Here is a 13,572-nt window from a genome sequence, read left to right as displayed (position 1 = left end):
GAGTAAGCGTCCGGTTGCAGATAGAACGAAACCGTTTCGTTCTATCCATCACGGTACGCCTCATGTGAATGGATGCACAAAGGTTTTTCGGGCAGCAGAAAAGTGGCGTGCGTCACTGTCCGTACCACTCGATGCAGTGGTACGGCGTCAGGAGCGGGGAACCGTTACTGGTCGTCCTCGGCGGTGCGGGTCTGCTCGATCCGCTGCGAGATCTTGCCGGCGCGGTGCTCGATCTTCCCGGCCAGCCGGTCCCGTGCCGCCCGCAGGACGAAGATCGACAGGATCGACGAGATGATCAGCGCCACCAGCAGCAACGGGAAGACACTCAGCTGGTTCCGCAGCGGGAAGTACAGCACCGCGAAACAGATCGCGAACAACCCGGCCCGCAACCCGGTGTAGACGGCGAATTCCTGCATGTCAGACCCCGGCGTACGAGTGCAGGCCGGACACGAGCAGGTTCACGCCGACGAAGTTGAAGATGAAGACGAACCAGCCGATGATCGCGATCGTGGCGGCCCGGCGGCCACGCCAGCCGGCCGTCGCCCGCGCGTGCAGGTAGGCGGCGTACACGACCCAGGTGACCAGCGACCAGACCTCCTTGGGGTCCCAGCCCCAGTACCGGCCCCAGGCGTACTCGGCCCAGATCGGCCCGGCGACCAGTACGCCGAAGGTCCACAGCGGGAAGGCGAACGCGAGCACCTTGTACGCCGTACCGTCCATCGCCTCGGCACTCGGGAGCCGGCTCAGCGCGGTCGACATCGAGCCGCCGTCCAGCACCTTGCGCTCGGCCCGGGCCTTGATCAGGTAGAGCACGGAGACGAGCCCGCCGACGGTGAACGCGCCACCGGAGATCGCGGCCGCCGAGACGTGGATGACCAGCCAGTACGAGTGCAGTGCCGGCACCAGCGGACCGGCCGGCGTGTAGAGCGCGAGCGTCGCAAGCCCCAGTACGGCGGCCACTACCAGCGTGACCCCGAGCCCCAGCCACTGCAGCCGGTACCGCTGCACGAAGGCGAGGTACACCACCGCGACCGCCAGGGACGCCGTGATGGAGAACTCGTACATGTTGCCCCACGGCACGCGCCCCGCGGCCAGCCCACGAGTCACCACGCCACCGAGGTGCAGGACGAACGCCAGGCAGGTCAGCAGCACGCCGATGCGGCTGGCCGCAGCCATCCGCACGGACGGCGCGTCGTGGTCGGCCGGACCGGCCGCAGCCGTCGCCGTACCGCTCGAGACCGGTTGGCCGTCGGAGGTCACCAGGACCTCTTCCTTCGCCTCGACCTTCACAACCGCCCGGCCCATCGCCCACTCGGACGCGTGCGAGACCATCGCGATCGCGTAGATCACAGTGGCCGTCGGGATCAGCAGGTTGGAGACTTGCGCGTAGGTCTCCGGACTCATGGTTTCTTCTCCTGCGTGCTCGAGGGGTTGAGAGCTTTGGTGATGGCTTGCAGTTCGTCGCCGAGACCGCGTTCAGGACCCCGGTCCAGCCCCGCGACCTCGACCACGGTACGCCCGTCCTCGGTGCGGACCCGCACCCAGGTACGTCGCGGGTGGATGAACAGCGAACCCATCAGCCCGAGGATCATCAGCACGACACCGCCGAGTGCGAGACCGGTCCCGGGGGTGTGGCTGACCTGCAGCTTCACCCAGCGGCTGTACCCGTCGAAGGTGATGGAGCCGGCCTTGTCGGGCAGCGCCAGGCTCTCACCGGGCTTGAGCTGGAAGCGCAGCTTGTCGCCGTCCTTCTCGAACTGGGTCAGCTTGGTCTTGTCCAGCTGGTACACCGATTCCGGCTTCCCGGTCTCCGGCTGCGGACGGCCGTAGAAGGCGGTCATCACCAGTTCCGGGTTCAGGTCGTCGGGGAAGACCGAGCGCGGGCCGAGATCGTCGATGAGCGCGGTCGGCAGGAAGAAGCCTTCGAAGCCCAGCGTCACCGGTCGCGCGTCCGGGGCCTTGATCACGCCGAACGACGAGAAGTTGCCGTCCTGCGGCAGGAACGGCGCCGGCCCGGAGAACGCGACCTGTCCGCTGCCGTCCTTCACCGTCACCTTCGGCGCGTAACCGTGGCCGAGCAGGTAGACGCTGCTGCCGTCGAGCTTCAGCGGGTGGTTGACCCGCAGGTCGTACGACTTCTCCGGCGCGTCCGGCGTCTCCTGGTAGCTGACATCGGCGTTGAACTCGCGCGCAGCGCCCTTCTGCGGACCGCTTTCCTGGAACTTCGCCTCGAAGTCCTTGACGGTCAGCGCGAACGGCGGCAGGTCGTTCTCGGTGTCGAAGGCCGCGCCCGACGTGAAGTCGTCGTACTGGGCCAGTGAGTTGGCGAAACTGTTGCCCACGACAACCAGCACGGTGCCGCGGTAACCGAACAGCGAACCCCAGGCCACGCCGATCAGCGCCAGAATCAGGGAGAAGTGGAAGAGCAGGTTGCCGGCCTCGCGGAGGTAACCACGCTCGGCGCCGATCGCGCCGTCGTACGACTCGACCCGGAAGCGGCGCCGGCGCAGCTCTTTGCGAGCGGACTCCAGTACGGCGTCCGGGTCGTCGTCAACGGTGAAGGTCTCGAAGCCGGCCAGGCGGTTCAGGTTGCGTGGCGGCTTCGGGGGGCGGGAGCGAACGGCCTTCAGGTAGACGCCGAGCCGGGGGACGACGCAGCCGATCAGCGAGATGAACAGCAGCAGGTAGATCGCCGAGAACCAGGCTGATTTGTAGACGTCGAAGAGACCGAGCTTGTCGTAGAAGGGGCCGAGCTTCGGATGCATCTCGAGGAAGTCGGCGACCTTGATCGGGTCGACCCCGGTCTGCGGGATCAGTGAGCCCGGTACGGCGCCGAGCGCGAGCAGGAACAGCAGCACCAGCGCGGTTTTCATCGAGGTGAGCTGCCGCCACGCCCAGCGCAGCCAGCCGACGAAGCCGAGGGCCGGCAGGTCGGGGCGCCCGTCCGGGCTGGAGCCGGCGGCGATGCGGTCCTTGACCTCGGTCATCTCACACCGCCGACCCGAAGTTGGCGACCCATTGCCGCAGGTCCGCGGTCATCACATCCCACACTCCTGTCAACAGCAGCAGACCGACGGCGATCATCATCACGCCACCGATCCGGATCACCAGCAACTGGTGTTTGCGCACCCACGCGACCGCGCCGAGCATCCGCCGGAACGCCAGCGCAGCAACGACGAACGGGATCCCGAGCCCGAGGCTGAACACCCCGGCCAGCAACGCGCCGCGCCCGACACTGCCCTCGGTCGTCGCGAGTGTCATCACGGTTCCGAGGGTCGGCCCGATACAGGGCGTCCAGCCGAAACCGAACAGCACGCCGAGCAGCGGCGCGGCTGCGATCCCGACCGCCGGGACCCGGTGCACCCGCAGATCCTTCTGCAGGAAGCCCAATCCGCCGAGGAAGACCAGCCCCAGTACGACGGTCGCCCCGCCGAGCACCTTGGTGATCAGCCCCTGGTGGTCGATCAGGAGGTCACCGGCCTTGCCGAACAGCACCCCGGTCAGGATGAACACGGCCGAGAACCCGGCCACGAAGAGCGCCGTACCGGCGAGCATCCGGCCGCGCTGGTTCGAGCCGAGCTCGGCCGCGGACAGTCCGGTCACGTAGGACAGGTAGCCGGGGAGCAGTGGTACGACGCAGGGTGAGAAGAACGAGATCGCACCGGCCAGCACCGCGATCGGCAGTGCCACCAGCATCGACCCCGTCATGGCGTCGGCGAACCACTGACCCATCAGCTCAACCAGCGTCCTTGACCATGCCGAGCAACGTGTCCTTGGTGATCGGCGCGATCGCGCGGGCCGCGACCTTGCCGTCCTTGTCGATCACGAGCGTGGTCGGGATCGCGTTCGGCGAGATCTGGCCGCGGAACCGGAGCAGCGCCTTGCCGGACGGGTCGTAGACGCTCGGGTACGGAACCTTGAACTCCTGCTGGAACCTGCGCGCCGGGGCCGGGTCGAGGTCGCGGGTGTTCAGTCCGACGAACTGGACCGACGTACCGAGCTCCTCCGCGGCCTTCACGAAGTCGGGGGCCTCCTGGCGGCACGGTGGGCACCATGAGCCCCAGACGTTCAGGACGACGACCTTGCCGAGCTGGTCGGACAGCGTCCACTTCTTGCCGTCCAGGGTGTCGCCGCTCAGCACCGGGGCCGGCTTGCGGTCGGCCTTGGCGAAGACCGACACATTGCCGGTGCCACTGACGAAGCCGGACTGACCATCCCGGTTCTGCGCCGACTGCTGACCGGTGGTGCATCCGGTGATCAGCAGGACGCCCGCTGCGAGGAACGCCGTACGGCGGAACTTCATCACGCGCCGCCGACGAACTTCTTGGGGTTCTTCACCGGTAGCAGGTCCTTGGCCGGTTCGGAGTAGCCGACCGAGACGATCGACTCACCGTGGAAGGTGAACGAGGTGACGCTGGCCAGGCTGCACTGCCGCTTGCGCGGGTCGTGCCACAGCCGGCGGCCCTCGATCGCGGACCGGACGATCCAGATCGGCAGCTGGTGCGACACGATCAGGGCCTCGTGCCCGGCGGCCTTCTGCCGGGCGGTCTCGATCGCGTCCCGCATCCGGCGGACGATCTGCTGGTACGGCTCACCCCAGGACGGCTTCACCGGGTTGCGCAGCAGCCACCAGGCGCTCGGGTTCTTCAGGGCACCGTCGCCGACGCCGAATTTCTTGCCCTCGAACAGGTTGGCCGCCTCGATCACCCGCTCGTCGATGTCCGGGGTGATCCCGAACACCGAGGCGATCGGCTCCATCGTCTCCTGGGCCCGCTCCAGCGGCGAGCTGACCAGGTGCACGATGTCGCGGTTCTTGACGTGCTCCGCCACCCGATCGGCCATCTGGCGGCCGAGGTCGGACAGGTGGAAGTCGGGGATCCGGCCGTAGAGCACGCCGGTCGGGTTGTGCACCTCGCCATGACGCATCACGTGCACGACCGTCGTTTCGGTCACCGCTTGCCTCTCAGTTCTGTACGGCGGCCGCTGCAGCAGCCGCGGGTGCGAGGGCGGACTCGATCTCGGCGAGCCCGTCGTCGTCGATCGCGCTGCTCACGAACCAGGCCTCGAACGCGCTCGGCGGCAGGTACACCCCGCCGTCCAGCATCGCATGGAAGAACGCACCGAACCTCGGCAGCACCTGCTCGCCGGCATCGGCGAAGTTCGTGATGACGCTCTTCTCCTCAGACTCCACGAAGAAGACGCTGAAGAGGTTCCCGGCCGCCTGGATGACGTGCGGCACACCTTCCTTGTCCAGGGCGGCACTCACCAGGCCCTGGATGGTCAGTGCGGTCCGGTCGAGCTTCGCGTAGACCTCGTCGGTTGCCAGCCGCAACGTGGTCAGGCCGGCGGTGGTGGCGATCGGGTTCCCGGACAGGGTCCCGGCCTGGTAGACCGAGCCCTCGGGGGCGAGGTGGGCCATCACGTCGGCACGGCCGCCGAACGCCGCAGCCGGGAAGCCGCCGCCCATCACCTTGCCGAACGTCATCAGATCGGGCCGGACGCCGTCGACGCCGTACCAGCCGGACTTGGTGATCCGGAAGCCGGTCATCACCTCGTCGGAGATGAACAGCGCGCCGTGGTCCGTGCAGGTCTTGGCGAGGAACGCGTTGAAGTTGTCCCGGGGCGGGACGACACCCATGTTGCCGGGCGAGGCCTCGGTGATCACGGCCGCGATCTGGTCGCCGTACTCGGCGAAGGCAGCGGTGACGGCGGCCTGGTCGTTGTACGGCAGCACGATCGTGTCGGCGGTGGTCGCTTCGGTGACTCCCGGCGTACCGGGGATACCGAGTGTGATCACGCCGGAGCCGGCCTGAGCGAGCAGCGCGTCGACGTGACCGTGGTAGCAGCCGGCGAACTTCACGATCTTCGCACGGCCGGTGAACCCGCGGGCCAGCCGGAGCGCGGACATCGTCGCCTCGGTCCCGGACGAGACCAGCCGCACCTTGTCGACCGGCGTCCGCGCGACGATCTCCTCACCGAGCAGCACCTCCGGCTCGGTCGGTGTCCCGTACGACGTCCCGCGGGCGACCGCGGCCTGGACGGCGGCCGTCACCTCGGGGTGCGCGTGGCCGAGCAGCATGGGGCCCCAGGAGCAGACCAGGTCGAGATAGCGGTTACCGTCGACGTCGGTGATGTGACTTCCATCACCGCTGGTCATGAAGCGCGGCACGCCGCCGACGGCGCGGAACGCCCGGACGGGAGAGTTGACTCCACCCGGGGTGACAGCGGAGGCCCTGTCGAAGAGCGCGGCGGACTGTTCTGTGTGGTCGGGCACGGCGGCCATTCTTCCCGACAGACCCGCGCACTCGGTGGGCGGGCGGCAGGATTCGCGCTGCCGAGGGGTTCACAGCGGCGTTGTTACGGGCCAGTATGGGTACCCGGGTGACTGCACGTACACGGTCGAGGTCCGGCGCGTAACCCACGCAACGGGGCGGACGTTGTACCTATTGCGACGGTTGACCGGCAACGACGAAGGACCTGTTCGCGGCGTGGGGCTGGACAGGTCGATGAGTCACGGAGGGGATCATCGATGGCGAAGGGCAAGCGCCGCGCCACGGGAAACGGCTGGCGGTCCGTTGCGCCGCTCGTTCCGCTGGCGTTGTTCGCGAGCGCGTTCACCGTCAGCGCAACCGACGATCCGGCGGTCGCCACGGCGTCGCTGGACCAAGGACTGTCAGGTAAGGACTCGGTCGTCGTACCGAACACACCGATCGCGGAGCCGGCCAACGTGCCGGTGCCGGGCGTGGTGGGTCACGGTGTCGAGCCAGGTGAGCCGGCCAACCAGGTGGTGTCCGGCTTGTCCCGCAACGGCATTCCGAAGGCAGCACTGAAGGCGTACTCGCGGACCCAGCAACTGCTGGGACAGGCCGATCCGACCTGCCATCTACCGTGGACGCTGGTCGCCGCGATCGGCCGCGTCGAGTCGAACCACGGCCGCTTCGGCGGCAGCATGCTGAACAGCAAGGGCGTCGCCGTACCAGGGATCTTCGGGCCCCGGCTGGACGGGACGAAGACGGCCAAGATCAACGACACCGACGCCGGTTCGTTCGACGGCGACACCGCGTTCGACCGCGCGGTCGGGCCGATGCAGTTCATCCCCGGCACCTGGCGTTCGATGGGTGTCGACGGTGACGGCGACGGTGTGCGGAACCCGCAGGACATCGACGACGCGGCGATGTCGGCCGGTGTCTACCTGTGCTCCGGGTCGACCGACATGGCCAAGGCGAGCGACCTGACCAAGGCCCTGCTGCGCTACAACCACTCCACCGACTACGCCAACCTGGTGATGAACATCGCCAAGGCGTACGCGACCGGTAGCTGGATCGCGGTCGGCAACGGCACCGAAGACGGCAACCAGGGCGTCGACCGGGCCGGTGACCAGATCGACAACCCGGACATCGACGCCCCCGCGGACGACAACCTCCCGCAGGCCAACGACCAGCAGTCCTACCCGCAGCCCACCCCGACCACCGGCACGGTCGAGCAACCGGGCAAGCCAGGCACCACCCCCACCAAGACCCCGCCGAAGCCGAGCACCAAACCAACGGCCACCAAGCCCCCCACCACCAAGCCGACCGAGCCCGGCACCCCGTCGTCCCCCAAGCCCCCCACCACCTCGCCGAAGCCCCCGGCCCCGGGCGTGGCCACGCTGCAAACCGCCGTCGGCCTGATCGTCGGCACGGTCGGCAGCACAGTCACCGAGCTGTCGAACGCAACGACGTACTGCCAGTCGGAGATGAAGAAGGCCGGCATCACCAAGCCGACCCAGGCCCACCTGCAGAAGTGCGTCACCGCCTACCAGACCGGCGGCGCCAAAGCCGTCGACCAGGTCATCCGCAACCTGCTCTCCCTCCTCGGCCTCCTCCTCGGCGGAGGCCTCGGCGGCTGACCCCCAGACGGCGCGCCTGCCCCCACCCCTCCCTAGGCGCGCCTGGCGACGCCACGGAGCTACTCCCCCCCAGCTCCGTGGCGTCGCCCTTTTCTACGCCGGGTCGTACACCCTCGCCCACCCTCCTGCGCTCGCAACGCTCGCTGGGGTTGCTCGCTACCGCTCGCCCTGACTGCAGGTCGCGTGAGCTGCGGGGTCGGCGCAGCTGTCAGCCACGTGGGCCAATGCGCTCGAGCCTCCATAGCCGCGGACGCGCAGCACTCCACAATTGCGGGTTGCGCGGTGTGTTCAGGCGTGACAGCTGCCGTTGGACGCACTTGTGGAGTGCTGGCGGTCCGCAATCCGCCGCAGAGTTACCCACAGACCGTGTGGCGGGCCCTCGCGGCTCCCCGCTCCACGTCGCCCGCGTCGTGGAGCCGCTGCACCTGCCTGCGCCGCACGCGACATGTGGTCGTGGCGAGCGGTAGCGAGCAGGTCAGCGAGCGTTGCGAGCGCAGGAGGGTGGGTGGGGTGGACCGCGTAGTCGGCCGCGAGGGGGTTTCGCGCGGGGATCAGCTGAAGCGCTTGGCGACCTGCTCTACTCGGTCTACCAGGTTGAGGTCGTAGGCGACGCCGGGGACGTAGAAGATGACGTAGTCGGCGCCGGCTTCGAGGGCGGCTTCGACGCGGAGGGCGAGCTCGTCCTCGGTCTCGATGTTGTTGTCGTTGGAGAAGCGGTCCCAGTCGAGCGGGCCGCGGGCGCGGTCGGTGGCGAGTTTCGGGTCGTCGCCCTTGTCGATGGGGAAGGCGTTGATACCGGTCGACTTGATGATCGAGTCGTAGTCGCGGCCGAGTTTGTCGCAGTGGTCCTTGAGGACGGCGACCTTCTCGCGGATCACCTCGGGGTTGCCGCCGCCGATGTTCGCGGCGTCGCCGTACTGGGCGACGAGTTTGAGGGTGACCTGCGGGCCACCGCCGCCGATCCAGAGGCTGGGCTTCTTGTTGCCGGCGCCCTTGGGGAGGTTGATCGGGCCGTCGATCGAGTGGTACTTGCCCTGGACGACCGGGCGGTCCTCGGTCCACATCCGGTGGATGATCTCGGTGGCCTCGCGGAAGGCGGCCATCCGCGGCTTCACGTCGGTCCACTCGTAGCCGTAGGCCTTCCATTCGTGCTCGTACCAGCCGGCGCCGATTCCGGCGTACAGGCGGCCGTGGCTGGCGACGTCGACGGTGGAGGCGATCTTCGCGTAGAGCGCGGGGTTGCGGTAGCCGTTGCAGCCGACCATCTGGCCGATGTTCACCCGCTGGGTGTCGCGGGCCAGCGCGGCGGTCGCCGTCCAGCACTCGAACGTCGTGTTGTCACTCGGCTCGGGCACCGTGTGGAAGTGGTCGAACAGCCAGATCGAGTCCCAGGACTGCTCGTCGGCCCGCTTCGCCACTGCCGTCATTGCTTCCCACTGCTCCACCGGATCCGCGATCTGCGCCAGATCCATCTTCCAGCCCTGCGGCACGAACAAACCGAAACGTGTAGTCATGGTCTCCATCCTTTCCACCAGCAGGGCCCCGGGTCCATCCACCCAGCCCTCTAATTCGTTCTCAATCGGACCACTAGAACTTCTGAATCGCTTCCGGCGTCGTATCCCCCGGCATCCGATCCGAGGAGGAATCATCAGCAAGTTCGACGAGCTCTTCGACCAGGCCGCACCGCTGATCGCCGCCGGTGCACACTCCCGTGACGAACCGCCGGCGGAGGGCGGGCGCTGGCCGTTGTCGGTGATTCTTCCCGCCGGTACGGCGTTCCTGGACGACCTGACCGCGGAAGCCGCCGAACTGGCGGGGCCCGGCCATTGGCAGACCGGGCAACTCGGATCGGCCCACTTCACCGTGCGAGCGTTGGAGGGCTACCGCAGCGAGGTGCCACCGGGCGATCCGGCCTGCGCGCGATATCTCAGCGCAATAGCGCGTACGGCGGCCGCCCCCTTCCGAATGCGAGTCACCGGGCTGACGCTCACCCCGGGCAGCGTGATGGCTGCTGCGGAGCCGGCCGACGACGTAGCTGACGAGTTCATGGATCGGCTCGCGCTGGAGTTGGGTCCGGACGGGTGGTTCGAGCGGCCGTACGGGCGGCGTGACATCTGGTACGTGAACCTGCTGCACTTCACCGGCGACATCCCCGAGCCCCGGAAACTGATCGACTGGGTGGCAGAGCGACGTACCGAAGAGCTCGGCGAGCTGCGGATCCCGGCCGCGGAACTGGTCCGGTTCCAGTTGGCCGGCGGGCAGCGGCCGCATATGCGGCCGGTGGCGTTGTGAGCGAACGGTGAGCCGATGGTGAGCGTGCTCGGCGAACCTGTGCGCGTCATCCCGTCTGGTCCGTCGCTCGCGGCGGGCCTCAGGAAGGAGCCACGATGTCCACGTTCCGCAAGTCTGCTGCGCTGACCGGTGCACTCGCCGCCGGTGTCCTGGCGGTGTCGCTCGCCACCACCGGCACCGCGTCGGCCGCCACAGCGAACGGCGGCTGGTACAGCACCAGCGGCGCCTGCAACCAGTCCGGCAAGAACATCACCGGCAACCCGTCCCCGACCAACCCGTACTACGGCTGGTCCTGGAGCTGCACCTACGTCAGCACGCACAACCCGCACTGGCACCTGATCCTCCGCAGCTGACCCGACCTTGACCGAGAATGTGGTGTGTACTTTCGCGTTCTCGGACCGGTCGAGGTGGCCGCCGAGCCCAGCGCGCTCGGCGGCCGGGAGCGGCTCGTGTTGTCGATGCTGCTCATCAACGCCGACCGGGTCACGCCGTCCGACCGGCTGATCGACACGGTGTGGTCGTGCCCGCCGCGGTCCGCCCGGCAGCAGCTGCACAACATCATCGCTCGGCTGCGCCGCAAGCTGGACCCGACCGGGGCCCTCATCGTGACCCGTCCACTGGGTTATCAGCTCGCTCTCACCGACCACGGACTCGACCTGCACGAATTCCGGCTGTCCGTCCTCCGTGGGCGGGAGCAGTTGCAGGACAAGCAGTACGACGACGCCCGGATCGAGCTGGGCACCGCGTTGTCGCTGTGGCGCGGGGACGCTCTCGCCGACCTGTCCGGTGATTGGGCCGCGGCGACCCGCGAGTCGCTCCACCGCGAGCGGGTTGCGGCCGGGGAAGCACTCGCGCAGGCGCAGCTCGCGACGCACGATCACGCCGGCGTTCTCGAGACGGTGCAAGCCCTGCTGGCCGCCGATCCACTGCACGAAGGCCTGCACGACCTTCGATTGCGCGCCCTGGCCCGAAGCGGCCGACGTACCGAGGCTCTCGGCGCCTACCAGGATCTACGACGCCGGCTCGTCGACGAGTTCGGTGTCGAGCCCGGGCCGGATCTCCAGGAGACCCACTCCAGCCTTCTGCGGGATGCCGATCCACCGTCGGCCTCTCCTCGGCACGTGCCGCGTCAACTGCCCCGCCCGATCTCACTGGCCGGCCGTGACGAGATCCTCGGCCCGCTGACCGATGTCCTACGGACGCCTGAACCGCGTCCGGGCACGGTGCTTCTGGTCGGAGCGGGCGGCATCGGCAAGACATCGCTTGCTGTCGTTCTCGCCGACCGCGTCCAGGACGGGTACCCCGACGGCACCCTGTACGCCGAGCTGGACGGCACCGCGCGCGATCCACGTGACCCCGACGAGGTCATCGACCGGTTCCTCCGTGCGCTCGGCGTCACCGCTCCCCCAACCCACGTTCGGCGTGAAGAACGGCTGGCGCTCTACCGCAGTGCGATTGCGAACCGCCGCGTGCTGGTGGTCCTGGACGACGCCCTCGACGAACGACAGGTCCGCGACCTGCTCCCACCGTCGCCGCGTTCGGCCGCGATCGTCACCTCACGTCACCGGCTCGCCGGCCTTGACGACGTAATCCGCCGCAACGTACCCACGCTGTCGACCGAGGTCGCCGTCGATCTGCTGCAGGCAGGTCGGGACGTCACCGAGCCGGCACCGGGACTCGCCAGGTCTGCCGTGCAGCTGTGCGGGCACCTTCCCCTCGCGTTGATGGTCGTCGCTGCCCGGCTGGCGTCCGGCGCCGTCGACCTGTCCGAGGTCGTCGACCATCTCAGCGAGGAGCACATCCGCCTGGACGAGCTCGCCATCGGGGACGTCGACGTTCGGGCCAGCATCGCGCTGTCGTACGACGGACACCTGTCCGGACCCGCTCAGCGACTGCTCCGGCGGGTCGCCGCCGTTGCGGTGACGACCTGGCCGGCCTGGTTCGCCGGCGTGGCGCTGGAAGGCGACGTACTCCTGGGCTCACGGGCGCTGGATGAGCTTGTCGACGTCCATCTCGTCGAGCCGTGCGGTCGTGATGCCGCGGGACAACTCCGGTTCACCCTGCACCCTCTCGTGGCTGCATTCGCCGGCGAGCGCGCTGCCCGCGAGGAGGACGTGAGCGCTGTCGCGCGCTGCCGCCGTGCCGCCGCCATGGCCTGGCTGGGACTGGCTTCGCAGGCCGACGACGGCATCGGTCACGGACTGCGTCCGGTGATCGGTCCGGACGGCGCCACGATCCCGGCGGGTCTCCCACCTCGTCGGGTCTCCGTCGCGGCGGAGCAACCCGCAGCCTGGTTCGACGCGGAGATCGACAGCATCCGCGACCTCGTCCACGCGCTGAGCCGCGCCGGTGAGCTCGATCTGGCAGCTGCCCTCGCGCTGCGCTCGGACGGCTACCTCGTGGTCCGCGGCGAGACACACGTCCGTACGGGTCTGCTGCGGCGGGTCGTCGACTGTTCGGACCCAGTTCTGCGCCGGGGCGTCCTGCGGTCGTTGTTCCACACCGCTGCCGAGGCGGGTCGATTCTCCGAGCTGGTGGATCTCGCACAGGCACAGCTCGCCGTCGCCCGCCAGCTCGATGCCGGGTCGATGGAGCAGAGCGCCCTGGTGCAGCTCGGCTGTGCGCTGCGCGAGCTCGGTCGCTTCGAGGAGGCGGCGGCACGGTTCGAAGAAGCTTCGTCCGGTGCGGCGGCGCGTCACGACGCGACGATGGTGGCCTTGGCCCGCGGACACCTCGGCATCATGCTGGCACGCACCGGACACCCTGTCCGTGGTGCGACGCTGGTCGCCGAGACCCTGCAGGCTGAACGGGCGCGCGGGCCGTCTCGGCGATTGAGCATCTGGCTCATCACCTACGCCGACTGCCTCGCACTGACCGGCGACGCGGCGGCAGCTGAGCTGGCGCTGGACGAGGCCGAACAGCTCGCCAAGAGCTTGGAGGACCGCAACGTCCTGCTCGACATCGCCCAGACCCGAGCGGCGATCGCGCTGCGCGCCGATGACGTCTGTCGCGCCGAACACATCCTCAACGACAGCTCGGCGTCGGGCGGCCCGCGCATACCGAACTCGGAGCCGACCGACGAGGAGTTGCGCGTCCGCGCCGACATCCTGCTCGCCCGTGGGCGAGCGGCTGAGGCGGCCCCGTTGCTCGAGCGGGCCCTGCTGCGACATCGGCGCGAGGGCGTACGGCTCGAGGTCGCCCACGACCTGGCCCGGCTCGCTGCGGTCCACGCGGCCCTGGGCGAGCAGGATCGAGCCGGCCGACTGCACTCAGAACTTGTCGGCCTGCTGCGAGATCTCGGGATCGGTGTGGACGATCTCCAGCTTCCCTCGGTCGTTGCGACCGCAGGATACGATTTGCTGGAGATTTCTTCGGAATAGCGAAACATGGAG

General features: G+C 68.6%; 12 protein-coding genes. 4 read left to right on the top strand and 8 right to left on the bottom strand.

Annotation, left to right across the window (positions count from 1 at the left end):
- Window positions 1–164: 164 nt before the first annotated feature.
- The 7 genes from ACFCV3_RS15800 to hemL are packed head-to-tail and all read right to left on the bottom strand — an operon-like array spanning window position 165 to window position 6,283.
- Entirely contained in the window at window positions 165–416 is a 252-nt protein-coding gene (locus ACFCV3_RS15800) for a DUF4229 domain-containing protein (RefSeq protein WP_376030694.1), read from the bottom strand.
- A 1-nt stretch (window position 417) separates the two neighbouring features.
- Window positions 418–1,404 carry a c-type cytochrome biogenesis protein CcsB gene (ccsB, locus tag ACFCV3_RS15795; protein ID WP_376030692.1) on the bottom strand — a complete coding sequence of 329 codons (987 nt, stop codon included), beginning with the start codon at window positions 1,402–1,404 and terminating at the stop codon, window positions 418–420.
- Window positions 1,401–2,987, bottom strand: coding sequence for a cytochrome c biogenesis protein ResB (locus ACFCV3_RS15790; RefSeq protein ID WP_376030690.1), 1,587 nt, complete (start codon window positions 2,985–2,987; stop codon window positions 1,401–1,403). The genes ccsB and ACFCV3_RS15790 overlap by 4 nt, the downstream gene beginning before the upstream one ends.
- 1 nt (window position 2,988) lies before the next feature.
- Window positions 2,989–3,732 (bottom strand): cytochrome c biogenesis CcdA family protein, encoded by a 744-nt coding sequence (locus tag ACFCV3_RS15785; RefSeq protein ID WP_376030689.1) that lies wholly within the window; start codon window positions 3,730–3,732, stop codon window positions 2,989–2,991.
- A gap of 4 nt (window positions 3,733–3,736) precedes the next feature.
- Window positions 3,737–4,303 carry a TlpA family protein disulfide reductase gene (locus tag ACFCV3_RS15780; protein WP_376030687.1) on the bottom strand — a complete coding sequence of 189 codons (567 nt, stop codon included), beginning with the start codon at window positions 4,301–4,303 and terminating at the stop codon, window positions 3,737–3,739.
- Window positions 4,303–4,926 (bottom strand): histidine phosphatase family protein, encoded by a 624-nt coding sequence (locus tag ACFCV3_RS15775; RefSeq protein WP_376031345.1) that lies wholly within the window; start codon window positions 4,924–4,926, stop codon window positions 4,303–4,305. Before ACFCV3_RS15775 ends, ACFCV3_RS15780 begins: the two co-directional genes overlap by 1 nt.
- Window positions 4,927–4,963: 37 nt before the next feature.
- Entirely contained in the window at window positions 4,964–6,283 is a 1,320-nt protein-coding gene (gene hemL, locus ACFCV3_RS15770) for a glutamate-1-semialdehyde 2,1-aminomutase (protein WP_376030685.1), read from the bottom strand.
- 246 nt (window positions 6,284–6,529) lie between these two features.
- On the opposite strand from hemL, the gene ACFCV3_RS15765 reads away from it, so the two are divergent.
- On the top strand, window positions 6,530–7,888 hold the full coding sequence (locus ACFCV3_RS15765) for a lytic transglycosylase domain-containing protein (protein ID WP_376030683.1): 1,359 nt from the start codon (window positions 6,530–6,532) through the stop codon (window positions 7,886–7,888).
- 551 nt (window positions 7,889–8,439) lie between these two features.
- Here the strand turns inward: ACFCV3_RS15765 and ACFCV3_RS15760 are convergent.
- Complete coding sequence (locus tag ACFCV3_RS15760) at window positions 8,440–9,402, bottom strand: LLM class F420-dependent oxidoreductase (protein ID WP_376030681.1); 963 nt, start codon at window positions 9,400–9,402, stop codon at window positions 8,440–8,442.
- On the opposite strand from ACFCV3_RS15760, the gene ACFCV3_RS15755 reads away from it, so the two are divergent.
- From ACFCV3_RS15755 to ACFCV3_RS15745, 3 genes are all read left to right on the top strand, one after another.
- Window positions 9,401–10,180, top strand: coding sequence for a hypothetical protein (locus tag ACFCV3_RS15755; protein ID WP_376030679.1), 780 nt, complete (start codon window positions 9,401–9,403; stop codon window positions 10,178–10,180). The genes ACFCV3_RS15760 and ACFCV3_RS15755 overlap by 2 nt on opposite strands.
- Window positions 10,181–10,275: 95 nt before the next feature.
- Complete coding sequence (locus ACFCV3_RS15750) at window positions 10,276–10,533, top strand: hypothetical protein (RefSeq protein WP_376030678.1); 258 nt, start codon at window positions 10,276–10,278, stop codon at window positions 10,531–10,533.
- Between the two features lie 24 nt (window positions 10,534–10,557).
- Complete coding sequence (locus tag ACFCV3_RS15745; protein WP_376030676.1) at window positions 10,558–13,560, top strand: BTAD domain-containing putative transcriptional regulator; 3,003 nt, start codon at window positions 10,558–10,560, stop codon at window positions 13,558–13,560.
- Window positions 13,561–13,572: the final 12 nt, after the last annotated feature.

Origin of the sequence: Kribbella sp. NPDC056345 (genome assembly GCF_042262745.1) — a bacterium.
Taxonomy (GTDB): Bacteria; Actinomycetota; Actinomycetes; order Propionibacteriales; family Kribbellaceae; genus Kribbella.
This window is presented reverse-complemented; position numbering and strand designations above follow the sequence as displayed.

Coding starts and splice junctions, on each gene's coding strand:
- ACFCV3_RS15790 (WP_376030690.1), bottom strand. CDS start 2,987: ATGACCGAGGTCAAGGACCGCATCGCCGCCGGCTCCAGCCCGGACGGG.
- ACFCV3_RS15780 (WP_376030687.1), bottom strand. CDS start 4,303: ATGAAGTTCCGCCGTACGGCGTTCCTCGCAGCGGGCGTCCTGCTGATC.
- ACFCV3_RS15800 (WP_376030694.1), bottom strand. CDS start 416: ATGCAGGAATTCGCCGTCTACACCGGGTTGCGGGCCGGGTTGTTCGCG.
- ACFCV3_RS15760 (WP_376030681.1), bottom strand. CDS start 9,402: ATGACTACACGTTTCGGTTTGTTCGTGCCGCAGGGCTGGAAGATGGAT.
- hemL (WP_376030685.1), bottom strand. CDS start 6,283: ATGGCCGCCGTGCCCGACCACACAGAACAGTCCGCCGCGCTCTTCGAC.
- ACFCV3_RS15765 (WP_376030683.1), top strand. CDS start 6,530: ATGGCGAAGGGCAAGCGCCGCGCCACGGGAAACGGCTGGCGGTCCGTT.
- ACFCV3_RS15785 (WP_376030689.1), bottom strand. CDS start 3,732: ATGGGTCAGTGGTTCGCCGACGCCATGACGGGGTCGATGCTGGTGGCA.
- ACFCV3_RS15755 (WP_376030679.1), top strand. CDS start 9,401: ATGGTCTCCATCCTTTCCACCAGCAGGGCCCCGGGTCCATCCACCCAG.
- ACFCV3_RS15750 (WP_376030678.1), top strand. CDS start 10,276: ATGTCCACGTTCCGCAAGTCTGCTGCGCTGACCGGTGCACTCGCCGCC.
- ccsB (WP_376030692.1), bottom strand. CDS start 1,404: ATGAGTCCGGAGACCTACGCGCAAGTCTCCAACCTGCTGATCCCGACG.
- ACFCV3_RS15775 (WP_376031345.1), bottom strand. CDS start 4,926: ATGCGTCATGGCGAGGTGCACAACCCGACCGGCGTGCTCTACGGCCGG.